Consider the following 25,004-nt stretch of genomic DNA (forward strand, 5'->3'; position numbering starts at 1 on the left):
TACCTCATCACAGGCGCACCACGACCGTCTTGGTGGTGGTGAACGTGTCGAGCGCTTCGTAGCCCTTCTCGCGGCCGTACCCCGACTTCTTGAAACCCCCGAACGGCAATTCCACGCCCCCGCCGGCGCCGTAGGTGTTGACGCAGACCTGTCCCGCCCGGATCCGGGCCGCGAGCCGGTGCGCGCGCGAGAGGTCGGTGGTCCATACCGCGCCGATCAGCCCATACTGCGTGCCGTTGGCCAGTGTGATCGCGTCGTCTTCGCCGCAGAATCTGTTGATGGTGAGAACGGGACCAAAGACCTCCTCCTGGGCGATGGGCGATGCGGGATCGACGTCGTCGATCACGGTGGGCGCGAAGTAGGCTCCGTCGGCCAGCCGGATGTCCTCCGGCGGGCCGCCGCCGCAAAGGATTTCGCCCTTGGCGTTGGCATTGATCATCGATTGCACGCGCCGCTGTTGCTTGCGCGAGATCAGCGGTCCGAGGTCGCGGTCCTCGGTGCCGGGCCCGATCGTTGCGCGCCCCATCAAGCCGCAGACCATGTCCACCAACGTGTCGTGGATCGAATCGTGCACGAGCAGCCGGGAGCCGGCCGAGCATGTTTGGCCCGCGTTCTGCAGGATCGCCTTCACGATCGCCTCGGCGGCGCGCCCCAGATGTGCGTCGGGGAAAACGATCTGCGGTGACTTTCCGCCCAATTCCAACGTCGTGGGCGCCACCCGGTCGGCGGCGGCGTGGGCCACCACCGAACCGATCTCGCTCGATCCGACAAAGCTCAGGTGGTCGACGTCGGGATGCGCGGTCAGGGCGGCGCCGGCTTCGGCGCCCAGCCCGGTGACCACGTTGAAGACGCCATGGGGCAAACCGGCCCGAACCGCGAGTCGGGCCAATTCCACTGCGGTGCGCGGAGTTTCATCGGCCGGTTTCACGACGGCACAGTTGCCGACCGCGATGGCCGGGGCCACCGCGCGGGCCAGCAATTGCATCGGGTAGTTCCAGGCGACGATGTGACCGGTGACGCCGAAGGCTTCGCGTCGGGTATAAGCGTGCAGATCCGTTGACAGCGGGATGGTTTCGCCGCGATAGGTGTCGATGGCGTGGCCGTAGAAACGAAAGTAGCGCGCGGCGACGGTGGCGTCGGCGCGGGCCTGGCTCAACGGCTTTCCGGTGTCCTCGCTTTCGATGCGGGCCAACCGATCGTGATCGTCGTCGATCAGATCGGCGATCCGCGTCAGCAGCGTCGCCCGGTCCGCCGGGGGTGTGCCCTGCCATCGCTGCGATGCCGCTCGCGCCGCGGCGACGGCGCGGCCGACTTCGTCGCCGCCCGCGCGCGCCACCTGCCCGAGGGGCCTACCGGTGGCCGGGTCGACGTTGTCGTAGACGTCCGCCGAGGCCACCGATTCGCCGTCGATGAACGACTGTGTGATGGTCACGGTGGCACCTGACTGTCGTGCGTCGCATTCAACGAGTATCTATACGGTACTGTATATTTCTGTCGATGGTGACGACTCGACGGGGGCGGCCGACTCAGGCCGAAGCCAAGAAGCTGCACCAGAAGTTGCGCAAGGCCGCGGTGGCGACGTTCGTCAAGTATGGCTACGACGGCACCACCATGGAAGCGATCGCCAGGGCGGCCGGCATCACGCGGCGCACGCTCTATGCCCGCTATCCGGATAAGCGCGCGGTGTTCGTCGACGTCATTCCCTGGGCGCTCACCCGCAAGACCGAGCGCGAAGCCGACGACATCGATGAGGGCGATCTGCGCGCCTCCCTGATCGCGCTGGGGCGCGCCGGGCTCGCGCGCGCAATCGACCCGGACATCGTGCGGTTGACCCGCATCGCGATGAACGAGTCGGCGCGTTTTCCCGAGTTCGCGATCAGTGCGCACTCGATGACATGGTCGGCGCGCCACCGCCAGGTCATGGACCTGCTGCGGCGCCACCAGGAGAACGGGAGCGTCGAGGTCGAGGACCTCGAGTTAGCCGCGGGCCACTTCATTGGCATGATCGAGCATCTGCCCGCGCGACTGGCCGACTGCGGCATCTATCGCAGTGCCGACGAGGAGGAACGCCACTTGCAGCACGCCGTCAACCTGTTCCTTCGCGGCGTCCAGCCCCGCGACTGACCCGCCACCCGGTCTCCCGCGATGGCGTGGCCAGATCTTGTACTGGTGCACGGCGGCGCGCACGCCGCCGATTGCTGGGATCTCACCGTCGCCGAATTGACCCGGCGCGCACCCGAATTGCGCGTCCTCGCGGTTGATCTGCCCGGCCGTGGCGGCAAGCCGGCGAATTTGGACACCGTCACCATCGACGACTGGGTGAACTCCGCGGTCGCCGACATCGAGGACGCTGGGCTGGGCGACGTTGTGGTGGTCGGGCACTCGATGGCCGGGCTCACCGTCCCGGGCATCATCGCGAAACTCGGGGCGACGCGGGTGCGCGAGATGATCCTGCTGACGGCGTTCGTCCCGCCGCAGGGAACGTCGGTGGTGGACACGCTGCGCGGACCGTTGGCTCCGTTGGCGAGATCGGCCGGCCGGGTCGAACGAAAGTCGTTCCCGATGCCCGCGGTCCTGGCGCGATACGCATTCTGCAACGGCATGACGCGGCAGCAGCGCAGGCTGACGCTGTCGCGCCTGTGCATGGAATCCCCGAACGTGATTTTTGAGCCAGCCGACCGCAGCGACCTGCCCGCCGACGTTCCGCGGACGTGGATCATGACGCTGGCCGACCGGGCACTGTCGGTGCGTCAGCAGCTGTACGCGATCAGATCACTCGGCGGCGTCGACACCATGATCTGCATCGACGCCTGCCATGACGTGATGTTCTCGCAGCCCGGACGCCTGGCCGCCATCCTGGTCGAACGTTGCCGGTTGCGCGCCCGAGGATCTGACACCACTCGTTGAAATTTGTCATTGACATTTGTCAGTGATGAGCGTCACCATGTCAGGTGATGAGGGCACAGGCGAACGAAAGCCCACGGGGACGCGAAGCGCAGCGGCTCGAGACGCGCCAGCGCGTGTACGACGCGGCGATGGCGGAGTTCAAGAGATCGGGCATGGCGGATGCCGATATCGGCGCCATCATCTCGGCGGCCGGCATCGCACGCGGAACCTTCTACTTTCACTTCCCCACCAAAGAACACGTTCTCGAGGAGGTCGAGCGCAACCTGGTCACCCGGCTCGCCGGTGACTTAACCCGCTTCGTGGCCTCGGAGCCCGACCTCTGGTCGACCATGTCGGAGGTGGTACGCCTAGTCGTGGCGGCAGAGTCACGGCTCGGCACCAGGCTGTTCAGAGACGTTCTGGCACTGCATTTTTCACAGACGCGCCCGCCCGGATTCGGTAAGCCGACGGACCATCCACTCGTAGCGCTCCTTGCGCAGGAGATCGCGCGGGCGCAGCTGCAGGGCGTGACCCATCCGGACGCCAGCCCCGAAAACAGCGCGCTCTTCTTCTTGCTGGGGATCTACGCGCTGCTCGTCACCCACCACGACTCCAAGCCCGCACGCAGTCGCGTGATCGGTGAGTTTGTCGCGAGCACGCGCCGCGGCCTGGAGGCTCGGTAAACCGACCGGGTGTCGATCGAACGATTGGAGATTCAACCGTGTGGCAGGAATTGGTGCGCCTTGGCATCGGATGGGGCGGGGCCGCCGTGCTGGTCGGCTTTTGGTACTACGTGATGCGCGGCATCGGCACCTTCTGATCGAGAGGCCAACCGTGAACGAGAGAGAGCGGCAACGAAGGCGGGCGCTGATCGTCTTTCAGATCTTCATTTACGGCTACCTGCTGCTCATGTTCGGCATCCAACTGTCGATGTGGGCAACCCGGGACTGGTAGGAGCAAAACGTGAATCTGCCGCTGACCAACCGGATTTCCGGCATCTCACTCGACGACCAACTCGAGCAGAGCCGCCTGGCGCAGCGTCGCGCCGACAAGTGGCTCATCGCCGGGACATTGCTGATGGGGGCCAACGTGCCCGGCATCTTCGGCCTGCCCTTGTTCCTGTACGGATTGGCGTTGCTTCGACGGGCACTGAAATCGGGCCTGTCGGTGCGGCCGATCATGGTCACCCTGATCGGCTACCTGGTCATCCTCGATGCCGGACTCAATCTGCAGGGCTGGATCCTCGACATGGTCGCCAACCACACCCTGATCTACCGGGTCCTGTACACGGCATGGGGCAACGCTTTTGACGCCGGATACTTCTGGCATTACAACCAGCTCTGGATCGGTGGGGCGAGCGCTCCGGGGGAGAAGGGCTGGGAAGTTGCGCTCATCCTTACCGTGTTTCCGATGCGGATCGCCGCAGCCATCGCCTTCTTGCAGATGAAGCGATGGGGCTACCAGTGGCTGCTGGTGACCTGTTGGTTCGGCGTGGTGATCTGGGTCGGCTACGTGATGAACATGACCGTGTACGCCGACGTCCGTTATGCCGGCGTGGTTTTCCCGGTCCTGGGGTGGTGGATCTACGACATCATGTACATCACCCCATTCCTCGCGATCCCGTACCTGCACACCGTCAATCGCGAAATCTTCTCGGACTAAGGAGAATCCAATGAGCGCATCATCCACCGACGAGAAGTTGCCGGGTGAAGCCACGGATCTGCCCCTGGGTACCACCAAAGAGTATGCGCGGCTGCACAAGTGGCTGCGGCGCGGCATCATGGTGTGCCTGGTCGGTCTTGTCCTCGAGGGCGCGTTCACCCTGCCGTTCCTGGCAGTCTGGTACGGCTACCCGACCCTGAGCTTCCGCGACATCTGTAGCGAGCTGATGAAGGTGCGCTACAACAACGAGTCGTTGGAATGCCAGTACCCCTACCCGTTCCCCGGCCCGCCGATCAACGGCGCACCCGAGGGGGCGGGTATCGCCACGGCCAAGGATCGATGGGGTATTCAGCCGGTACCGGAGTACCCGCGGCTCGGCTTCCGCGAGCTGGTCAGAATCCACGATCAGCGGATTGCTCGGCAGCAGGCAGAGCACAACGCGCCGCATTAATATACGGTGATGTTTACTTACTAAGGGCCGACGCGAGGAGCTAGGGATGACATCTGCGACTGGGCAGCTGGTGGAGTTGGTCGGGGCCAAGGAGTGCTTTGACATCGCACCCGCCGAGCTGCTGCCCGTGCAGCTGGCAGCGGCCAACGAACGGCTGCAGAGCCAACTCGGCTCCATCCCGCTGCTGGCCAACCGGGCGGAATCGGGCGGGGTGACAGGAATCAAGCGGCCCACCGACCTGGTGCCGCTGCTCTTCGCCCACACCACCTACAAGACGTACGCGGAGGGCTGGCTCAACGAGCGGCAGTGGGATCGCATGGGCAGGTGGCTGGCCACCGTGTCCACCCGGGCTGTCGACGGCCTCGACACCGACGGGGTGCAGACCCTCGATGACTGGATCAAGCAGCTGGAGACCGTCGGCCATTACCTGTCGTGTTCCAGCGGGACCGGCGGGAAGCCGGCCATGCTGTCCTGCACCGAGGGCGACATCGAGCTCTCGGCGCGGATCAACATCGAGGCGCTGTTGTGGGCGACCGGCCTCACGCGTGGGGAGGACCGAAAATTCCTGGGCCTGGGCCCGCAATTCGCCGCCCCGCGCGAGGACGCCATCCGCCAGGCCATGGTCGATTGCTTCTCGTCGCGATACCCGCCCTACCAGTTCGGCGACGGCGAGCCGATCACGGTCGGGTCGATGGTGGACATGATCACGTTGCGGCGCAAGCTGGCCGATGGCACCGCACGCCCCAATGAGATCGCGGAGTTCGAACGCATCGCCACTCAGCGCGCGAGTGACATGGACGCCTCGGCCAACAAGGCGATCGATGCGGTGATCGACGCGCGCGACCTGCCGCTGCTGGCGACCGGCATGTTCGCCACCCTGTACCAGATCGCCGAAGGCATCCGCGCCAAGGGCCACGGCGGCGACGATTTCAACCCCAACAACGCGATGATGGTCGCGGGCGGACTCAAAGGCGCCGCGCTGCCGGAGAATTACCGCGAATACGTACTGGAGACGTTCAATGTCGCCGAGGAGCGGCTGTACCACGCGTACAGCATGCGCGAGATCAACGCGACGTTCCCGCTGTGCCGCGCCCAGCGGTACCACATCTCGCCGTGGGTGATCCTGCTGCCGCTGGATGCCTCCGGCGAGAAATTGCTGGACCCCGCTGATGGTGAGATCGAGGCCCGCGCAGCCTTTTTCGACGCTTCGATCGAAGGCCGCTGGGGTGGGGTGATCAGCGGGGACCGGGTCCGTGTCGGCTTTGCGAGGTGCCCATGCGGACACCGGGGTCCGACCGTGGGCCGCGACATCACCCGCTACGCCGACCTGCCGGGAGGCGACAAGATCACCTGCGCGGGCAGCATCGACGCCTACGTGCGGGGAATCGCATGACCGCGTTGCCGGCGCCCCATTTCGTGCAAGGCGCGGTCGTGGAGGGGGACGCCGTCCGCCACAGATCCCGCGATCTGGGTGCCGATTTCATCACTCCCGCAATCGATCTCGATTCCCTCGTGTTGCCGCGGTCGCGGCTGCCGCCGCTGCTCGACGTCAAGCTGGCCGAGATCATCGACTTCCTGGTCGAAACCGGTGAACGCCTGCATTTGGATCGCAACCCGCACCTTCAGCAGTGCCTCGAACTGATCGCGGCCACCAATCCCTTGCCGCGGCGCGTCGTGGAGAATCTCTACCGCCAGGCCCCCTACTTCCTCACCAGGCCGCTTCTGGAAAGCATCGTCGATTCGAACTTTGCCAACCGTGAGGCGCTCGACGGGTGGGTCGAGCGCGTCGACATCTGCGGCAACAAGGGGGCGATCCGGGCCTTCCCTCCGCGGATGGTGCACATGTTGGCGGGCAACGCCCCCTCGGGATGTGTGTCGTCGATCGCGCAGGGCGCGCTGGTCAAGGCGGTCAACCTGTTCAAGATGCCCTCGAGTGACCCGTTCACCACGGTCGCGGTGCTTCGCACCATGGCAGAAATCGATCCGAAACATCCTGTGGTGCGGTCGATGTCGGCGGTCTACTGGCAGGGCGGGGACACCGCGGTCGAGCGCACCCTGTACCGGCCGCAGTACTTCGACAAGATCGTCGCCTGGGGCGGCGGCGATGCGATCAACAACGTGATCCAGTACCTGGGACCCGGCATCCAGCTGATCTCGTTCGACCCGAAATCCTCGATCTCGATGATCGGCCGCGAGGCCTTCGACTCCGAGGACCGCGTCGCCGAGGTGGCCGAGCTGCTGGCCGCCGACACGACGGTGTTCAACCAGGAGGCCTGCCTGGCCAGCCGCTACGCCTTCGTGGAAGGCCAACGGCCCCAGGTGGAATCGTTCTGCGCCGAGCTTGCGGAGCGCCTGGGCGCCGACCGTGAGTTCGCGTCGGCCGGCGGCCCGCCACTGTCGACGGAGCGCCGCGAGGAAATCCAGGTGATGGAGGCGATGGGCGACGTGAACGTATGGGGCGGTTTCGATGGCCGAGGCCTGGTGATCCTGTCGGACCGGCCGGTGGAGTTCCAGCCCACCAACAAGACCTCGAACGTAGTCATGGTCGATTCGCTCGACGACGCGGTCCGCTACGTCAACGTCGCCACCCAAACCATCGGCGTCTACCCGTACGAGCGCAAGGCACAACTACGAGACCGGCTGGCCAGCGCCGGGGCTCAACGCCTGTGCCGCTTGGGAACTGCGAACGCTCACGTCCTCGGCAGCCCGCACGATGCCATGTATCCGTTGCAGCGATTCGTCCATTGGATGGGCGACGACGACATCGCATAGGTTGTCAGCCATGGGAGCAAGCAGCGACATCTGGGAAGTGATGTCGACCGCCAGGACCATCCGGCGGTTCACCGACGAGCCGGTCGACGACGTCACCCTGGCCCGGTGCCTCGAAGCGGCCAGGTGGGCGCCCTCCGGTGCCAACGCGCAGGGCTGGCGCTTCGTCGTGCTGCGATCGCCCGAGCGGCGGGCCGTCGTCGCCAAGGCCGCGGCGCACGCGCTGGAGGTGATCGAGCCGGTGTACGGAATGACCCGGCCCGCCGACGACGACGACAGCCGCCGCGCCCGCACCTACCGCGCGACCTACGAATTGCACGACCGGGCGGGCGAATTCACCTCGGTCCTGTTCGCGCAGCAGCACTATCCGACCGCGTCCGAACTCCTGCTGGGCGGTTCGATCTTTCCCGCCATGCAGAACTTTCTGCTCGCCGCCCGCGCCCAGGGACTGGGGGCATGCATGACCAGCTGGGCCTCGTACGGCGGCGAGCAACTGCTGCGCGAAGCCGTCGGCGTGCCCGCGGACTGGATGATCGCCGGCCACATCGTGGTGGGGTGGCCGAAGGGCAAGCACGGGCCGGTTCGCCGCCGCCCGCTCGTCGAGTTCGTGAACCTCGACCGCTGGGGGGAGCCGGCCGGCGACCTGATCGCCGCGGTGCCCTAGCCCTCACTGACTTTTCGCCGAGATCGACGCTGGCGCGAAGAAGTGCGAGTGACGTGCACGCTGGCGTCGATCTCGCTGTCCAAAGGCGGTCGCGTCACGTCATACGCCATTTTCGAGATTATTACTTTCGGAACAGAGAATGCTATTCTCGCGATGGCGACGACAGGAGGCGGCCCGGATGCTGTTGGAGTTCGATGCTGATCAGCGGCTGTGGCAGGACACGGTGCGCGACGTCGTCGGCAAGCAGTGTCCGCCGTCGCTGGTGCGCAGCGTGGCCGAGCAGGGCGTGGACCCCAGCCCGCTGTGGAAGTCGTACGTGGACCAGGGCTGGACCGAGCTGAACGATCCGGCCGGCACGGTTGAGCTCGCGATCGTCCTCGAGGAGTTGGGCCGCGCGACCGATCCCACGCCCTTCTTGGCGACGATGAGTCAGTTCGCGCCGTTGGCCGCGGATCGGTTCGACCCGCACGAGTCGGGTACCGCCGTGCACAACGGGGTGTCGGCGCACCGCGACGCCGAGGGCTGGGTGCTGGACGGCACGGCGCGCCACGTCCTCGACGGCGATCGCGTCGACCGGTTGGCGGTGGTGACCGACGCGGGGGTGTTCCTCGTGCCGGCCAATCGGGTATCCGCCCGGCGCTCTACGGTTTTCGACCCCGTGCTGCATGTCGCCGACCTGTCCTTCGCCGGGGTTCGGGTGCCCGACAGCGACCGGCTGACCGTCGACTCCAAGCGCGCCCACCACATTGCGCTGACGGGCATGGCGATCCACATCGTCGGCGCCTGCCAGCGCATCCTCGACCTTGTCCTCGAGCACGTCAAAAGCCGGCAGCAATTCGGCGTGCCGATCGGCTCGTTCCAGGCCGTCCAGCACAAGTGCGCCGACATGCACGTCGCGGTGGAACGCGCCCGGGCGCTGGCCTACTTCGCCGCGTTGACGATCTCGGCCGACGATCCCCGCCGCCGGTTGGCGGCCGCCATGGCCAAGGCATCGGCGGGGGAGTGCCAAGCGCTGGTATTCCGGCACGGCCTGCAACTGCACGGCGCGATGGGGTTCACCTGGGAGAACGATCTGCAGTTCGCGCTCAAGCGGGCCAAGGCGGGTGAGCTCATGCTCGGCGGCGCGGCGGAGCATCGCGCGCGAATCGCAGAGGAATACCGTGCAGCTGACTTTTGATCCCGACGTCGAGGCGTTCCGGGCGGAGTTCGCGGCGTTCATCGACGAAAACCTGCCTCCCGCAAGCGAAACCCTGGAGCGCCCGCGTTCGGTTTCGCACATGCCGCAATGGGCGCGCCGTTGGCAGCGGTTGCTGTTCGACAACGGTTGGCTGCTGCCCGGCCAGCCCCCCGAATTCGGCGGGCGCAACGCGACCGTCGTCCAGCAATTCGTTCACCTCGAGGAACTGTGCCGCCGGCGGATCTACCACAGCCTCAACCCGCAGGGCGTGAATATCGTTGCGGCATCGCTGTTGACGTTCGGCAGCGACGAACAGAAGCAGCGGTGGGCGGTGCCGATCCTGCGCGCCGAGATCACCGCGTCGCTCGGGATGAGCGAGCCGAGCGCCGGCTCCGATCTGGCATCGCTGCGCACCCGCGCGGTGCTCGACGGCGACCACTTCGTGGTCAACGGGCAGAAGGTGTGGACCTCGGGGGCGCACGACGCCGACATTTTGTTGACATTCGTGCGTACCAATCCGGATGCCCCGAAGCACAAGGGAATCAGCGCGCTGATAATCCCTACCGACACCCCGGGCATCGTGCGCCGGCCGTTCCCGTCGATCTGCGGCGTCGACGACCTCGATTTCAACGAGGTGTTCTTCACCGACGTGCGGGTGCCGGCCGAGAACCTGGTCGGCGAGCTTGATCAGGGCTGGCGGGTGGCCAACGGATCACTCGGGCACGAACGCACGATGATGTGGCTGGGTTTCGCGGATCGCATGGAAAACCTGCTCGCCGATTGGCGTCCCGCCACCGAGCTGGAGCGCGATCAGTACGCCACGACGATCATGGACAAACAGGCGCTGCGCCTGCTGGGTTCGGTGGCCCTGGCCCGCGCGGCCCGCGGCGAAGACGACGTGGCCGCGATATCCGTGCTCAAGTTGCTCGGATCCGAAGCCGAACTACGCGGCTTCGAACATGCCCTGCACAGCACCGGCGCCGACGGGCTCGTCCACCCGGGGCAGACCGGACCGTACGCGCCGATGAACCTCGACCACTACTTCGCCAGCTGGTTCGAGCGTTATGCGCGAAGCTTTTCCGGCACCATCGCCGGGGGCACATCGGAGATCCAGCGCAACATCATCGCGCAGCGTGTGCTCGGGCTGCCACGCGCCTAGACAAGTTCGCCCTAGCTACCACCGCACCAGCGAGAAGGGGTACGTGCTGGTGCCCCCGGGGCCGCCGCCGCAACCCGCGTCATAGGTCGAGACCAACTCACCGCCCAGTGAGACCGGATCCCACGAATAGACATCATGCGAGGGAAAGAACTGGACCACGCAGCGCACGCCGTCGGGCACGTCGACGGTCATGGTGTAGCGGCCGTTGGACAGGTAAGCGTCCGCCTTCCAGGGCGCCGCTTGCCCGTTGGGTTGCGGCACCCCTTGGACGGTGCGACATCCCGGTTCGCGAGAAACGCACGGCCGAATCGCCCAAATCCAGACGTGGCCGGGATCGCGGTCAGTGACCACCCGGTAGTTGCCGATCTGCATGTCCGCGTGGGCCGTCGGGGCGAACGTCACCGCGGCCATGATCAGCGCAACGCATATTGCGAACCTCTTCACGGATGCGTCTCCCATCTCCGCGCACGCGATCGGCCTGAATATAACTCGTAGCCACGCCGACCAGGAAGTGGCTCAGTCGATTACTGCGGCTTCCTTGCGTTCGGTAATCGGTCGGGCGAGCTCTTGCTCGTCGCAGATGCGTTGCAGTTTGTCCAGCGTCTCGTCCAGGCCGGCACCGATCCTGCGGCCGGGGGTGAAGGTGGCGGGCAGATTCCGCATGCCCTGGATGACACCGATGGTCTCGTAGTGGACGGTGCCTTCGGGGTCGCACCGGTAGTCGGGCATCCGGTCGAGAACCGCGGTGAGCATGGATTTGAACACGGTGCGCGCCACGTTGGATCCGATGCACCGGTGCACGCCGAGTCCAAAGCTGAAGTGCCGGTTGCCTTTACGGTCGAGGATGATCTCGTCCGGGTCGTGGAACACCGACGGGTCGCGGTTGGCCATCGCCCAGGAAATCCATAACCGCTCACCCTCCCTGAAGTGGGTGCCGTCGAGTTCGACATCGTCGGAGAAGGTCCTGCCATCGCCGGGTGCCGGGGTGAAGTAGCGCAGGAATTCCTCGGTCGCCGGGTCGAGCAGGGTGTCGCGTTCCTTGCTGAGCAGCTCGCGTTGGTCGGGGTGCTGCGAAAGCCATTCCAGCGAGTGGGCGGTCAGGGCCGTCGTGGTGTCGAAGCCACCACCGATGACCAATCCAAGATTGCCCAGAATTTCCAGATCGGGGGCGGGCTCGCCGTCGATGCGCATCTCGAGCAGAGCGTTCACGATTCCGGGTCGCGGATGTTCGCGGATCTCGATCATGTTGTTGACCAGGTCGAGCCCCATCTGCCGGTGCATCTCCGTGACGCGCTGAATGTCCGGGGAGTGCTCGGGTGTGTAGATCGCCGCGTGCGTCGGCTCGCTGTACATCTTCCAGTTCTTCAGCGGAATGCCCATGAGTGCCAGCGTCAGAACGGCGGGCACGACGTTGGCCAAGTCGTCGACGAAGTCGATGCTGCCTTCCTCGATCTTCTCGTCGAGGCAGGCGCGCGTCACGTCGTTGACGAACGGCTCCCAGCGCTTGACCGCCGCCGGCGACAGATAAGGGTTGAGCACGTTTCGGTAGATCCGGTGCTCGGGGTCGTCCATCTCCAGGATGCCGCCGCGCACGCCGTTGATGCGGCTGGCCGTCGGGATGGAAATGCCCTTGTAGCCACGCCTCTCGTTGTTGACATCGTGATCGTTGGACACCGCGGGGCAGCGGGCGAGCTCGAACACCTCATGGCTGCCCGCCGCCACCCAATGGCCGCCGTAGGTATCACTCCACGCAATGGGGCACTTGGCGTGCATCTCCTGGGTGATCGCGTTGAACCGCGTGCGGTACTCGGCGGTGTGCCGGTCGAAGTGATACCGGTGCGCTTCACGATCGCTGTCGCTGACTACGTCGTCGACACTCAATGCGCTGTCTCCCTCATTCATCGGTGATGATGATGGCCTGCTCGGGACAGGACCGCGCGGCCTCGCGGACGCTGTCCTGATGTTCTGTCGGCACCTCTTCGTCGATCGCCGACGAAGTTCCGTCGATGTCGCTGAGCTGGAACGAATCCGGAGCGATCATCGAGCACAGGGTGTGGCCCTGGCAGCGTTCGGGATCAACCCAGACCTTCACGGTGTCTCCTTCAGGGATCGGGTGCGTTCAGGTGTTGCGACCGCCGTTGACGCCCAATATCTGACCGGTGATGTAGCCGGCTTCCTCCGACACCAGGAAGGCACACGCCGCCGCGATGTCTTCCGGCTTGCCCATCCGGCGCACCGGGGTCCGGGCGATGGTCTCCTCGATGTCGCCGAGGTAACCCTGCTTCTCCGCGCTGCGCAGCATCGGGGTGTCGATGAAACCGGGGGGCACGGCGTTGACCGTGATGCCGCTCGGCCCGTACTCGAGCGCCAACGACTTGGTGAGTCCGTTGACCGCGGATTTGGCCGCCACGTAATGACTCATGTAGGCAGCGCCCGACTGCGTGCTCGACGACGAGATGTTGACGATCCGCCCCCACCCGGCCTCCACCATGTCCGGCAGCACGGCCTGGATCGTGTGGAACACGCCGTTGAGGTTGACGTCGATCACGCGCTGCCAGTCCTCGAACGTGATGTTGTTGAACCGCTTGAACCCGTCCAGGCCCGCGGCGTTGACCAGAACAGTCACCGGCCCGAGCCGGGCGCGTATCGCCGACAGCGCGGCGTCCACCTGCGAGCGGTCCGTCACGTCGGCGGTGAAGGACAGGTCGGCGTCGGACGACCTGAGGTCGATGGTGGCGACGTCGAGGCCGTCGGCACGGAGTCGATGCGCGACCGCGAGGCCGATGCCGGATCCGCCACCGGTGACCACCGCGGTCTTCACGACGAGGCCTCTGCCGCGAACTGGGCCGTCTCAGTCACAAAGAATCTCCCTTACAATTATGAGAACCTTACTCTCGCGCCGAAGCGGCGTGCAACATACCCAGAAAACCGCAGTCGGCCAGCGCTGAGAGTCCTAGCGCGGCAACACAGCATCGATTACGTTGCTGGTCAGCAGGCCGATCTCATTCCTGAGACTTTCTTGAATTCTCGAGACTCGAATGTAAGATTCGCCGGGGAAGAGAATGAAATTTTCGTGACCGTAACCACACCAGGGAGTCGAATGCCAGCGCAGGACGGCCGCGACACGGGGACACCGGCATGAGGCCAATGGAGGGCATCCGCGTGCTGGAAGTCGCCATGTACGGGTTCGTCCCATCGGCGGGTGCCGTGCTGGCGGAGTGGGGCGCCGACGTGGTCAAGGTCGAGCACGCGGTGACCGGCGATCCGCAGCGCGGGCTTCGGCAGACCGGCATGTTGCGCGTGGAAGGCGACCCGAACCCCAATATCGAGCACGCCAACCGCGGCAAGCGCAGCATCGGACTGGACATGTCGGTGCCCGAGGGCAAGGAGGTGCTCTACGAGCTGGCGCGCCGATCCGACGTGTTCCTGACCAGCTTCCTGCCCGGCGCCCGGCAGAAGTTCGGCATCGACGTCGACGACATCCGGGCGGTGAACCCGTCGATCATCTACGCGCGCGGAAGCGCGCTCGGTCCGCGCGGCGAAGAGGCGACCAAGGGCGGCTACGACATGACCGCGTTCTGGTGCCGGGCCGGGACCGCCGCCACCATCACCCCGGCGGGGATGCCCGGCATGATCGCGCCGCCCGGGCCGGCGTACGGCGACACCATCTCAGGCACCAACCTCGCCGGCGGCATCGCGGCGGCGTTGCTCAAGCGCGAGCGCACCGGGGAAGCGTCCGTCGTGGACGTGTCGCTGCTGGGCAGCGGCTTTTGGTCGCTGGGACATACGGTGGCGTTGACAAGGCACCTGGGCCAGCGAATGGAATCGCCGCCGCCCGGCGTGCACGGGGCGCCGAATAACCCGTTGGTGGGGCTGTATACAACGTCCGACGGCCGCTACATATCCTTCGTGATGATGCAGCCCACCAAGTTCTGGGCCGACGTGTGCCGGCATATCGACAAGCCGGAACTGGCCGACGATCCGCGCTTCGCCACCGTCGAGAAGATCGCCGCGAACACACCCGACGCGGTCGAGATCTTGACCAAGGCCATCGCGACTCGCACCCTCGCCGAATGGAGCGAACGCTTTGCTACGCTCGCGGGGCCGTGGGCGCCCGTGCAGGACACCCTGCAGGCGGCCGACGACGCGCAGATCCGTGCGAACGAGTACGTAGTGCGCGCAGGTGAACTCGAACTGGTCGCCAACCCGGTTCAGTTCGATGTCACCGCGCCGAAGACCGGCCCGGCGCCCGGATTCGCCGAGCAGACCGACGAGATCTTGATGGAGATCGGCCTCGACTGGGACCGCATCATCGAACTCAAGACGGCCGGCGCCGTCACCTGATACCGGAGCTGCCAATGTTTGAGCCGAAGGTCGCGGCTGTCGACCCGCTCATGCGCGAGCGCGGAGGGTCCGGGCCGTCCGATAACGGTTATGCGTTTTCCATTCCACCTGGACGCGGCATGAGTCATAATCTCCGGACGCTGCAAGACAAGTGGTCTCGTTCGGCCCGCCTTGTCTTGGAGCGCCGACTCACGCAACGAAACGGAGGACTGGCGTGAGGGTGGTAGCGGCTGTCACGCCGGAGACGAACGCCGGAATGTGGCTGCCCGCTGGGCATTTCGCCGTCGGTGGCGTGGACCCCGAACCCCCGGTTCAGCTGAACTTACCGGAGCCGTTGCGCAAGAACAAGACTGCCGGTCTCATAACTTCGGAAGGATCTGAGGCCGATGTCGGTTAGCCGCGACGACCGGTGGTCACCGGGACTGCCCCAGCTGAGACTGACCAGGAATCTCTCCGGGCCCATGCAGGCGGTTGGGGGTCTCTTCGCGATGTCCGCGGACGCGGTCAAGTTCGCGTTCCGCCGGCCGTTCCAGGCGCGCGAGTTCCTGGAACAGTCATGGTTCATCGCGCGCGTCGCGCTGGCCCCCACGTTGCTGGTGGCAATCCCGTTCACCGTGCTGATCAGCTTTACGCTCAACATCCTGTTGCGCGAACTCGGTGCCGCGGACCTGTCCGGCGCCGGTGCCGCGTTCGGGGCGGTCACCCAGGTCGGCCCGCTGGTCACCGTGCTGATCGTTGCCGGTGCCGGCGCCACCGCGATATGCGCGGACCTGGGGTCGCGAACCATCCGCGAGGAGATCGACGCGATGGAGGTGCTGGGCATCAACCCGGTGCAGCGGTTGGTTACGCCGCGGATGTTGGCGTCGGGTCTGGTCGCGCTGTTGTTGAACAGCCTGGTCTGCATCATCGGCATTTTGGGCGGCTACACGTTTTCGGTGTTCGTGCAAGACGTCAACCCCGGCGCGTTCGCCGCGGGTATCACCTTGCTCACCGGGGTGCCCGAGGTGATCATTTCCTGTGTCAAGGCAGCGCTTTTCGGCCTCATCGCCGGACTGGTCGCCTGCTATCGCGGCCTGATCATCACCGGCGGCGGCGCCAAGGCCGTCGGCAACGCGGTGAACGAAACCGTGGTATATGCGTTCATGTCCCTGTTCGTCGTCAACGTGGTCGTCACCGCGATCGGCATCAAGATGACGGTGAAGTAGGGGGCTGCGGTGGCGCTGAGAGCTGTATATCCACGGTTGAGCCATCAACTCGAAAAGCCGGTCGGCGCGCTGGGGCGGATCGGCGACCACACCCTGTTCTACGGGAAATCGCTCGCCGGCATACCGTTTGCGGCGGTGCATTACCGCCGCGAAGTCATTCGACTGATCGCCGAGATCAGCATGGGCGCAGGCACTTTGGCGATGATCGGCGGAACCGTTGTGATCGTCGGGTTCCTGACCCTGGCGGCGGGCGGCACGCTGGCCGTTCAGGGCTACAGCTCGCTGGGCAATATCGGTATCGAGGCGCTGACCGGCTTTCTTGCCGCGTTCATCAACGTGCGTATCTCGGCACCGGTGGTCGCCGGGATCGGTCTGGCGGCGACCTTCGGCGCCGGGGTGACCGCCCAGCTGGGCGCCATGCGGATCAACGAGGAGATCGACGCGCTGGAAAGCATGGCCATTCGGCCGATTTCGTACCTGGTGAGCACCAGGATCCTGGCCGGAATGCTCGCGATCACGCCGCTGTACAGCATCGCCGTCATCCTGTCGTTCGTCGCCAGCCAGTTCACCACGACGTTCCTCTTCGGGCAGTCGCAGGGTTTGTACCATCACTACTTCGACACGTTCCTGAACCCGATCGACCTGTTGTGGTCGTTCCTACAGGCCGTGTTGATGGCGCTGACCATCTTGCTGATACACACCTACTACGGGTATTTCGCTACCGGCGGGCCATCCGGTGTCGGCAACGCGACGGGTAACGCGGTGCGCACCTCGCTGATCGTCGTGGTATCGGTAACGCTGCTGGTCTCGCTTTCCATTTACGGCAGCAACGGCAACTTCAACCTATCCGGGTAGGAGAGGATGGGAACAGAAAAGTGACGGGAAACCTCGGGCCGGGCCCCATCCACCGGTCTGAAACCACCAGTGCCGCAACGCCGATCGGCGCCGCGCCGGGGCAGCACTTCGGCGCCCGTTCGTACGCGCGGCCCCTGGCCGGCCTGGCCACCGTCGCGCTGGTCGTCGGGATCTTCGTTCTGGCGGTGGGCCTGTTTCAGGGCAGCTTCACCCCAAGCGTGCCGGTGACCGTGATCTCGCAACGCGCCGGGCTGGTCATGAACCCGGACGCCAAGGTGAAGATGCGCGGCGTGCAGGTGGGCAAGGTCGCCTCGATCGAATCGCTGCCCAACGGCCAGGCGGCCATTCACCTGGCGATGGACCCGTCGCAGCTGCACTTCATTCCGAGCAACGTGCTCGTCAACATCGCGTCGTCGACGGTGTTCGGCGCGAAGTCCGTCGAGCTGGTACCGCCCGAGCAACCCTCGGCGCAGCGGCTACACAGTGGCCAGACGCTGCAGGGTCAGCACGTCATGGTCGAAGTCAACACGGTGTTCCAGCAACTGGTTTCGGTGCTGGAACACATCGACCCGCCGAAGCTCAACGAGTCACTGGGTGCGCTGGCACAAGCGTTCAGCGGGCGGGGCCCACAGCTGGGCCAATCGCTCTCCGACTTGGATTCGTTCCTGGCCAGGCTGGAGCCGAGCCTTCCCGCGTTCAGGCACGACCTTGCCGTCCTGCCAACGGTGTCCAACGCCTATGCCGACGCGGCACCGGACCTGGTGAAGACCGCGGCCAACGCGACCACGATCAGCAAGACGCTTGTCGATGAGCAACACAACCTGGATGCGTTGCTGATCAGCGCGATCGGCTTGGCCGACATCGGCAACAACGTCTTGTCGACAAACCGCCAACCGCTGACGAATGTGTTCCATCTGCTGGTGCCGACCACCGATCTGACCAACGAGTACCACGAGGTGTTCACCTGTGCGTTCGGTGGGCTGATCACCATCGGGCACGGTTCGCCGTTGTCGGAACCGAGCATCAACATATCCGCGAGCCTCACGTGGGGCGGCGAACGTTACCGGTATCCGACGAACCTGCCCAAGGTTGCGGCGACGGGTGGCCCCCAGTGCATGGGTCTGCCGAGGATCCCGTTCAACTCGAATCCCAAGCAGCTGATTGCGGATATCGGGGCCGACCCGGTGGGGTACGGAAACCCACAGCTGCTGATCAACTCCGATCTGCTCAAGCAGCTGTTGTACGGCCCGATCGCCGGTCCGCCACGCAACTCCGTTCAGGTCGGGATGCCCGGATGAGGACACGCGCCACGCTGATCAAATTCGCGATCTTTGCGGTCGTGATGGCGATGCTGACCGCCTTCCTGTTCTTCATCTTCGGCCAGTACCGGACGGGTGCGACGACCGGGTATTCGGCGGTGTTCAACGACGTGTCGCGTCTCAAGCCGGGGCAGTCGGTGCGGGTAGCCGGAGTCCGGGTCGGCACGGTAAACAGCGTTGCGCTGCGGCCGGACAAGAAGGTCGTGGTGAAGTTCGACGCCGACCGCAACATCGTCCTCACCGAGGGCACCAGGGCGGCGGTCCGCTACCTCAACCTGGTGGGCGATCGCTACCTCGAGCTCGTCGATGGTCCGGGCCCGACCAGGCGTCTGCCGGCCGGCGGTCAGATTCCCGTCGATCGCACCGCGCCGGCGCTCGACCTCGATCTGCTGCTCGGCGGACTGAAACCCGTTACCCAGGGCCTGAATGCGCGCGATGTGAACGCGCTGACCGCAGGACTGCTGCAGGTCTTCCAGGGTCAGGGCGGGACTCTCGACTCGCTGTTCACCAAGGCGACATCGTTTTCGAATACCTTGGCCGACAACGATCAAACCGTCCAGCAACTGATCGACAACCTCAACACGGTGGTGGCGTACATCGACAAGGAGGGCGGTAACTTTTCGGCCGCGATCGATCGCCTCGAGCGGCTTGTCACCGGGCTCTCGAACGACCGCGACACCATCGGGTCCGCGATCGACGCCCTGGACAACGGAACCGCCTCGCTGGCGGATCTGCTGAGCAGCGCCCGGCCGCCGCTGTCGGGCACGATAGATCAGTTGAGTCGGCTGGCGCCGATACTCGACGACGACAAGGACCGCCTCGACGCGGCAATCGGAAAGGCGCCGAAGAACTACCGCAAGCTGGTTCGGCTCGGCGCGAACGGCTCCACCATCCCGTACTACCTCTGCATGTTGGAGATCCGCGGCACGGATCTTCAGGGCAAGACGGTGAAAGCCCCCATATTCCGATCTGAAGCTGGAAGGTGCACGGAACCCTAATGCTCAAGTATCGCGGAGTGGGGCTCATCAAGGCCGGATTCATCGGCGCGGTCTTGATCGTGATGGTCATTCTGGTGGGGTTGGCACCCGACCGGTTCATCTCGTGGGCGACGATGGTCAGGTATCAGGCGCTGTTCTCCGAAGCCGGTGGCCTTGCGACCGGCAACCCCGTGATCGTGTCGGGGATGAAGGTCGGCACGGTGTCGGATGTGAAGCTGCGCCACGGCGATGCTCTGGTGACGTTTGCGATGAAGGGCAACATCCTGCTCGGGTCGGAGACTTCCGCACACATCCGCACCGGCACCCTGCTGGGCGAGCGGACGCTGACGTTGGAGTCCGCCGGCAGCGGCACGATGCATCCAATGGCTCTCATCCCCGTCTCGCGCACGTCTTCGCCCTACTCGCTGACGGAAGCGGTCAGCGACTTCACGACGGATACCGCCGGAACGAACACCACGGCACTGAATCAGTCGTTGGACACGCTGTCGGCCACGCTCGACCAGATCGCACCTCAAATGGGGCCGGCCTTCGACGCGCTCACCCGGTTGTCACGAACCCTCAACAGCCGCAACAAGAACCTGGGCGAGCTGTTCAAGAGTGCCGGCGACGTCACCGGGGTGCTCTCCGAACGCAGCCAGCAGGTCAACAAACTCATCCTCAACTCCGACACCCTGCTCGAAGTGCTGGTGGAGCGGCGACAAGAGATCGTGGACCTGCTGGCCAACACGTCGGCGGTGGCCAAGCAGCTGACGGCATTGGTGCACGAGAACGAAAGCAAGTTGGCACCGACGCTGGAGAGGCTGAATTCGGTGACCGCGATGCTGGAAAAGAACCGCGACAACATCAGCAAGGCGCTGCCGGGCCTTGCCAAGTTCGAGATCACGGTCGGTGAGGGCATCTCCAGCATGTACGCCTATCAGGCGTTCGTCCCGAACTTCCTTGCCCCGCAACTCTTCCAACCGATCATCGACTACCTCTGGGGATTCCGCACGTTCGATACGTCCAAGGGTCCTGGCTATCCTTCACCGGTGCCTCGGTCACTGACTCCCTGGCCGTACAACGGTATTCCGGTGTGCCCCGCCTGCACCTTGGGCGGCAGGATCGGAGGATCACAGTGATCTCGCGGATCCCTCGCGGCAGGTTGACGGTCGCGGCGGCCGTTGTCCTGGTCGGGCTCATCGTTGCCGGCGCCGTCGTGCTCGTCCGTGCTACGGTGTTCGGCCCACAGACGATTACGGCATATTTCACCACCGCCACCGCGATCTACCCCGGTGACGAGGTGCGGGTCTCGGGTGTCAAAGTCGGCGACATCAAATCCATTGAGCCGCAGGGCACACACGCCAAGATGACCCTCAAGGTCGACCACGGCGTGCCCATTCCGGCGGACGCGAAGGCCGTCATCGTCGCCCAGAATCTGGTGGCCGCCCGCTACGTCCAGCTCTCGCCGGCCTATCGCGATAGTGGCCCGGTCATGCGCGATGGGGCAGTTATCCCGGTCGAGCGGACCGCAGTACCGGTCGAGTGGGACGAGGTCAAAACCCAGTTGATGCGGCTGGCAACGGATTTGGGACCCAAGAGCGGTGTATCGGGCACGTCGGTGGGCCGGTTCATCGACAGCGCCGCCGATGCGCTGAACGGCAACGGCGACAAGTTGCGGCAGACACTCGGTCAACTGTCGGGGGTGGGCCGCATCCTCGCCAACGGCAGCGGCAACATAGTCGACATCATCAAAAACCTGCAGACCTTCGTCGGCGCGCTGCGCGACAGCAACGTGCAGATCGTGCAGTTCAACAATCGCCTGGCCACGCTCACCAGCGTGGTCAACGACAGCAAGTCCGACCTGGACGCGGCCCTGACCGACCTGTCGACGGCGGTCGGCGAGGTGCAGCGCTTCATCGCCGGGACGCGCAACCAGACCAGCGAGCAGATCGCCCGGTTGGCCGACGTCACGCAGACCCTGGTCGATCAGCACACGGCTCTGGAAAATATCTTGCACACCTCGCCGAACGCCCTGGGCAACTTCTTCAACGACTACAACGCCGACACCGGAACCATCGTGGGTGGGTTCGGGATCATGAACTTCGCGAATTCCACGTTTTCGGGTTTGATGGTTCCGCTGCCCGTGCCCGGGTGCACGGCGCTCGGCGCCATCGAGAACGTCACCGCTGTTGAATCGGGCAAGCTGTGTTCGCTGTTCCTCGGTCCCGGGTTGCGGGTGCTCAACTTCAACAGCCTGCCGATTCCCATCAACATATTCCTGCAGAAGTCGATAGACCCCTCCAAGATCCTCTACACCGAACCGCGCCTGGCACCCGGCGGCGAGGGGCCGAAACCGGGACCGCCCGAGATCCCGCCCGCGGTATCCGCCTATACCGGTCTGCCCGGTGATCCGGTGGGACCGCCGGGGGCGGTTCCGCCGGCGCGGATACCGGGTGCGGCGATGCCGCTGCCGCCCCCGCCGTCGACACCGATGGCACCACCACCGGCGCCGAGCGTGTCGGGCATGCTGCTGCCTGGCGAAGGGCCCCAACAATGATCGCCCGGGTAGCGGCCCTGCGACGGGTGTTCGCCGTCGGCTCCTGCGTGATGTTGACGGTGACGGGATGCGCATTCCACGGCCTGAATTCACTGCCGCTGCCCGGCGCGGTCGGACGCGGGCCGGGGGCCAACATCTACCACGTCGAACTCCCGAATGTCGGTACGATGGAGTCGAATTCGCCGGTGATGATCGACGACGTCGTAGTCGGCAGCGTCGGCACGATGAGAGTGCAGGGCTGGCACGCCGACGTCGAGATCTCGGTAAAGCGCGATGTCGTCGTCCCGGCCAACGTGGTGGCCACCGTCGGCCAGACCAGCCTGCTGGGGTCGATGCATGTGGAGCTCAATACGCCGCTCGGCCAGCAGGGAACCGGACGGCTGCAGCCGGGCGCCACCATCCCGCTCAGCCGGTCGTCGGCCTACCCCTCGACCGAGCAGACGCTCTCGTCGCTGGGCGCGGTCGTCAATGGCGGGGGGCTGGGACAGATCGGCGAGATCGTCCACAATTTCTCCGTCGCCTTGTCCGCGCGGGAGGGTGCCGTGCGTGATCTGATCACCCGACTCGACACGTTCGTCGGAACACTGAACGACCAGCGGGACAACATTGTTGACTCCATCCATGCGCTGAACCGGCTTGCCGGCACATTCGCCGACCAGCGCGACGTTCTCACCCGGGCGCTGCAGAAGGTACCGCCCGCGCTCGATGTGCTGATCAAGGAGCGCCCACGGCTGACCGCCGCCCTGGACAAACTTCGCGTCTTCAGTAACACCGCCACCCGGCTGATCAACGACTCCCAGGCCGACCTGGTCAAGGATCTCAAGAACCTGGAGCCGACCCTCCGTGGGCTCGCCGACGTCGGACCCGAATTGGGCACGGCGCTCGCGGCGGCGTTCGTGTTCCCGTTCACGCAGAACTTCGTCGACCGAGCCGTCCGAGGCGACTACTTCAATCTGCACGTCGATCTGGACCTGTCGATTCCACGCCTCAAGCGCGGACTGATGTTGGGGACTCACTGGGGCCAGCTGGACCAGCCGTTGGTACCGGCGCCCGGGGACCCGTATTACCTGCAGTACACCCACGATCCGCTGCACGATCCCGTGCGGCCACCGTGGGTCGACCCGGCGGCCCTGCCTCCGCTGCCCGGGCCTCCGCCGGGTGCGGCACCGTTGCCCGGACCTCCGCCTGCTGCACAGGCACCGGCACCGACGGAAGGCGGCGGATAGATGTTGTCGCGCTTCGTTCGGATCCAGCTGGCGATCTTCACGATCGTCGGGATCATCGGCGTGATCGCGATGGTCCTGTTCTACATCCAAGCGCCGACGCTGCTGGGGATCGGCCGCATGACCGTGACGCTGGAGCTGCCGGCCACCGGCGGCCTGTACCGGTTTTCCAACGTGACCTATCGTGGGGTTCAGCTCGGGAAGGTCACGTCCGTCGGTTTGACGCCGACCGGCGCGAAAGCGACGCTGTCGCTTAGCACTTCACCGAAGGTCCCCGCGGACCTGACGGCGGAGGTGCTCAGTGTCTCCGCGGTTGGTGAACAGTATGTGGACTTGCGACCCAAAACCGATTCGCCGCCCTACCTGCACGACGGTTCGGTGATCGCCGCGCGCGACACGAAGATTCCGCAGGCGGTCGGGCCGATGCTCGACCAGGTCAATGCCTTGGTGCAAAGCATTCCGAAGACCAAACTCGGCCAGTTGCTCGACGAGTCGTTCCAGGGCTTCAACGGTTCCGGTTACGACCTGGGGTCGCTGTTCGACTCCACGACGACGGTGTCGCGCGACGCCAACGGCGTCGTCGATCGCACCCGGGCCCTAACCGAAGACACCGGGCCGCTGTTGGATACGCAGGCACGCACCACCGATTCGATCAGAACGTGGGCACGTAGCCTCGCCGGAATTTCGGATGCGTTGGTGAACAACGATTCCCACTTCCGCACCATCTTGCAAAACGGTCCGGAGGCGGCGAACGAAGCTTCCCGGCTTCTCGAACAAGTCAAGCCGACGCTGCCGGTGTTGCTCGCCAACCTGACCACCATCGGGCAGATCGGCGTCACCTACCACCCGTCGCTGGAGCAGCTGCTGGTGTTGCTGCCGTCGGCGGTTGCGATCGAGCAGGCCGCCCAGGCGGAGAACCATCCCGAGGGCACGGCCCAAGGCGACTTCGCGCTCACGATCGACGATCCGCCGATTTGCACGGTCGGCTTCATGCCACCCAACACATGGCGATCCCCGGACGACCTCACCGACATCGACACGCCGGACGGGTTGTATTGCAAACTCCCGCAGGATTCACCGATCGGGGTTCGCGGTGCCCGCAACTATCCCTGCATGGACAAGCCCGGAAAACGTGCGCCCACCGTCGAGATTTGCAAGAGCGACAAGCCATACATGCCTTTGGCGATGAAGCAGCACGTTCTCGGTCCCTACCCCCTGGATCCGAACCTGATCGCCCAGGGCGTGCCGGTGGATGACCGGGTTACCGTCAACGACAGGCTCTTTGGCCCGCTCGAGGGAACGCCGTTGCCGCCGGGGGCGGTGCCGCGCGGCACGCCGCCCGGGCCGCGCGGAGAAAATCCACCGCCGGGCACGATTGGAGCGGCCGTCCCGCCGGTGCCGTCGTCGGGACCACCCCCGCTGGCGCCCATGTCGAGAATGTCGGCTGACCTCCCGCCCATAGCGCCGCTCGACGTCCCGTCACCCGGGGAACTTCCCCCGCCACCCGCCGCGCCCGCACCGCCGCCTCCTCCCGATGCCGCACTACCCGACCCGGCCGGCGGCGAAGGGCCGCAGGCCGCGCCAAGTTCATTCGGGGCCAACGCATCTAAGCCCGCGCCGACGGTCGCGGTGGCGAAGTACGATTCGCGCACCGGTCGTTATGTCGGTCCGGACGGGAAGTTGTACCAGCAGTCGGATCTCGTTGCCCCGAAGTCCCACAAGACGTGGCAGGACATGCTTCCCACCTGAGGCCGAG

24 protein-coding genes are annotated in these 25,004 nt (G+C 65.4%); 19 read left to right on the forward strand and 5 right to left on the reverse strand.

Features of this window, described 5'->3' with window-relative positions; all coding sequences use genetic code 11:
* Nucleotides 1–7: 7 nt before the first annotated feature.
* Nucleotides 8–1,432, reverse strand: coding sequence for an aldehyde dehydrogenase family protein (locus tag OQ968_RS01370; protein WP_324673903.1), 1,425 nt, complete (start codon nucleotides 1,430–1,432; stop codon nucleotides 8–10).
* A 65-nt stretch (nucleotides 1,433–1,497) separates the two neighbouring features.
* Between OQ968_RS01370 and OQ968_RS01375 the strand changes: the two genes are divergently transcribed.
* The 10 genes from OQ968_RS01375 to OQ968_RS01420 all read left to right on the forward strand — a co-directional run bounded on the left by OQ968_RS01375 (nucleotide 1,498) and on the right by OQ968_RS01420 (nucleotide 10,768).
* The gene (locus OQ968_RS01375; RefSeq protein WP_324673905.1) at nucleotides 1,498–2,124 is read left to right on the forward strand and encodes a TetR/AcrR family transcriptional regulator; all 627 of its coding nucleotides are present in this window, start codon (nucleotides 1,498–1,500) and stop codon (nucleotides 2,122–2,124) included.
* Nucleotides 2,125–2,145: 21 nt separating this feature from the next.
* Nucleotides 2,146–2,907: an alpha/beta hydrolase gene (locus OQ968_RS01380; protein WP_324673907.1), complete on the forward strand. Its 762-nt coding sequence runs from the start codon at nucleotides 2,146–2,148 to the stop codon at nucleotides 2,905–2,907.
* Between the two features lie 47 nt (nucleotides 2,908–2,954).
* Nucleotides 2,955–3,569 (forward strand): TetR/AcrR family transcriptional regulator, encoded by a 615-nt coding sequence (locus tag OQ968_RS01385; RefSeq protein ID WP_324673908.1) that lies wholly within the window; start codon nucleotides 2,955–2,957, stop codon nucleotides 3,567–3,569.
* Nucleotides 3,570–3,849: 280 nt separating this feature from the next.
* A complete protein-coding gene (locus OQ968_RS01390; RefSeq protein WP_324673910.1) occupies nucleotides 3,850–4,548 on the forward strand; it encodes a hypothetical protein in 699 nt (232 codons plus the stop codon).
* 10 nt (nucleotides 4,549–4,558) lie between these two features.
* Nucleotides 4,559–4,999: a hypothetical protein gene (locus tag OQ968_RS01395; protein ID WP_324673912.1), complete on the forward strand. Its 441-nt coding sequence runs from the start codon at nucleotides 4,559–4,561 to the stop codon at nucleotides 4,997–4,999.
* Between the two features lie 46 nt (nucleotides 5,000–5,045).
* On the forward strand, nucleotides 5,046–6,392 hold the full coding sequence (locus OQ968_RS01400; protein WP_324673914.1) for a hypothetical protein: 1,347 nt from the start codon (nucleotides 5,046–5,048) through the stop codon (nucleotides 6,390–6,392).
* Complete coding sequence (locus tag OQ968_RS01405) at nucleotides 6,389–7,771, forward strand: acyl-CoA reductase (protein WP_324673916.1); 1,383 nt, start codon at nucleotides 6,389–6,391, stop codon at nucleotides 7,769–7,771. The genes OQ968_RS01400 and OQ968_RS01405 overlap by 4 nt, the downstream gene beginning before the upstream one ends.
* Nucleotides 7,772–7,781: 10 nt before the next feature.
* On the forward strand, nucleotides 7,782–8,432 hold the full coding sequence (locus tag OQ968_RS01410; protein ID WP_324673918.1) for a nitroreductase family protein: 651 nt from the start codon (nucleotides 7,782–7,784) through the stop codon (nucleotides 8,430–8,432).
* A gap of 178 nt (nucleotides 8,433–8,610) precedes the next feature.
* The gene (locus OQ968_RS01415) at nucleotides 8,611–9,609 is read left to right on the forward strand and encodes an acyl-CoA dehydrogenase family protein (protein ID WP_324674999.1); all 999 of its coding nucleotides are present in this window, start codon (nucleotides 8,611–8,613) and stop codon (nucleotides 9,607–9,609) included.
* The gene (locus OQ968_RS01420) at nucleotides 9,593–10,768 is read left to right on the forward strand and encodes an acyl-CoA dehydrogenase family protein (protein ID WP_324673920.1); all 1,176 of its coding nucleotides are present in this window, start codon (nucleotides 9,593–9,595) and stop codon (nucleotides 10,766–10,768) included. The genes OQ968_RS01415 and OQ968_RS01420 overlap by 17 nt, the downstream gene beginning before the upstream one ends.
* Before the next feature lie 15 nt (nucleotides 10,769–10,783).
* Here OQ968_RS01420 and OQ968_RS01425 read toward each other — a convergent pair whose 3' ends face one another.
* Genes OQ968_RS01425 through OQ968_RS01440 form a run of 4 tightly spaced genes read right to left on the reverse strand, consistent with a single transcriptional unit; the run spans nucleotide 10,784 to nucleotide 13,589 of the window.
* A complete protein-coding gene (locus tag OQ968_RS01425; protein WP_324673922.1) occupies nucleotides 10,784–11,227 on the reverse strand; it encodes a hypothetical protein in 444 nt (147 codons plus the stop codon).
* 57 nt (nucleotides 11,228–11,284) lie between these two features.
* The gene (locus OQ968_RS01430; RefSeq protein WP_324675001.1) at nucleotides 11,285–12,649 is read right to left on the reverse strand and encodes a cytochrome P450; all 1,365 of its coding nucleotides are present in this window, start codon (nucleotides 12,647–12,649) and stop codon (nucleotides 11,285–11,287) included.
* A gap of 13 nt (nucleotides 12,650–12,662) precedes the next feature.
* On the reverse strand, nucleotides 12,663–12,860 hold the full coding sequence (locus tag OQ968_RS01435; protein ID WP_324673924.1) for a ferredoxin: 198 nt from the start codon (nucleotides 12,858–12,860) through the stop codon (nucleotides 12,663–12,665).
* 27 nt (nucleotides 12,861–12,887) lie between these two features.
* The gene (locus OQ968_RS01440) at nucleotides 12,888–13,589 is read right to left on the reverse strand and encodes an SDR family NAD(P)-dependent oxidoreductase (protein WP_324673926.1); all 702 of its coding nucleotides are present in this window, start codon (nucleotides 13,587–13,589) and stop codon (nucleotides 12,888–12,890) included.
* A gap of 317 nt (nucleotides 13,590–13,906) precedes the next feature.
* Between OQ968_RS01440 and OQ968_RS01445 the strand changes: the two genes are divergently transcribed.
* From OQ968_RS01445 to OQ968_RS01485, 9 genes are all read left to right on the forward strand, one after another.
* Nucleotides 13,907–15,112, forward strand: a complete 1,206-nt coding sequence (locus OQ968_RS01445; RefSeq protein ID WP_324673928.1) for a CoA transferase — start codon at nucleotides 13,907–13,909, stop codon at nucleotides 15,110–15,112.
* A 386-nt stretch (nucleotides 15,113–15,498) separates the two neighbouring features.
* Nucleotides 15,499–16,317, forward strand: a complete 819-nt coding sequence (locus OQ968_RS01450; protein WP_324673930.1) for an ABC transporter permease — start codon at nucleotides 15,499–15,501, stop codon at nucleotides 16,315–16,317.
* A 9-nt stretch (nucleotides 16,318–16,326) separates the two neighbouring features.
* Nucleotides 16,327–17,172 (forward strand): ABC transporter permease, encoded by an 846-nt coding sequence (locus tag OQ968_RS01455; RefSeq protein ID WP_324673932.1) that lies wholly within the window; start codon nucleotides 16,327–16,329, stop codon nucleotides 17,170–17,172.
* An 83-nt stretch (nucleotides 17,173–17,255) separates the two neighbouring features.
* A complete protein-coding gene (locus OQ968_RS01460) occupies nucleotides 17,256–18,470 on the forward strand; it encodes an MCE family protein (protein WP_324675003.1) in 1,215 nt (404 codons plus the stop codon).
* The gene (locus tag OQ968_RS01465) at nucleotides 18,467–19,489 is read left to right on the forward strand and encodes an MCE family protein (RefSeq protein ID WP_324673934.1); all 1,023 of its coding nucleotides are present in this window, start codon (nucleotides 18,467–18,469) and stop codon (nucleotides 19,487–19,489) included. Before OQ968_RS01460 ends, OQ968_RS01465 begins: the two co-directional genes overlap by 4 nt.
* Nucleotides 19,489–20,607: an MCE family protein gene (locus tag OQ968_RS01470; protein ID WP_324673936.1), complete on the forward strand. Its 1,119-nt coding sequence runs from the start codon at nucleotides 19,489–19,491 to the stop codon at nucleotides 20,605–20,607. Before OQ968_RS01465 ends, OQ968_RS01470 begins: the two co-directional genes overlap by 1 nt.
* Nucleotides 20,604–22,025, forward strand: a complete 1,422-nt coding sequence (locus OQ968_RS01475; protein ID WP_324673938.1) for an MCE family protein — start codon at nucleotides 20,604–20,606, stop codon at nucleotides 22,023–22,025. The genes OQ968_RS01470 and OQ968_RS01475 overlap by 4 nt, the downstream gene beginning before the upstream one ends.
* Complete coding sequence (locus OQ968_RS01480; protein ID WP_324673940.1) at nucleotides 22,022–23,251, forward strand: MCE family protein; 1,230 nt, start codon at nucleotides 22,022–22,024, stop codon at nucleotides 23,249–23,251. The genes OQ968_RS01475 and OQ968_RS01480 overlap by 4 nt, the downstream gene beginning before the upstream one ends.
* A complete protein-coding gene (locus tag OQ968_RS01485; RefSeq protein WP_324673942.1) occupies nucleotides 23,252–24,997 on the forward strand; it encodes an MlaD family protein in 1,746 nt (581 codons plus the stop codon).
* The last annotated feature ends 7 nt before the right edge of the window (nucleotides 24,998–25,004 follow it).

The sequence above is a fragment of the Mycobacterium sp. 663a-19 genome, assembly GCF_035616495.1.
Classification (GTDB): domain Bacteria; phylum Actinomycetota; class Actinomycetes; order Mycobacteriales; family Mycobacteriaceae; genus Mycobacterium.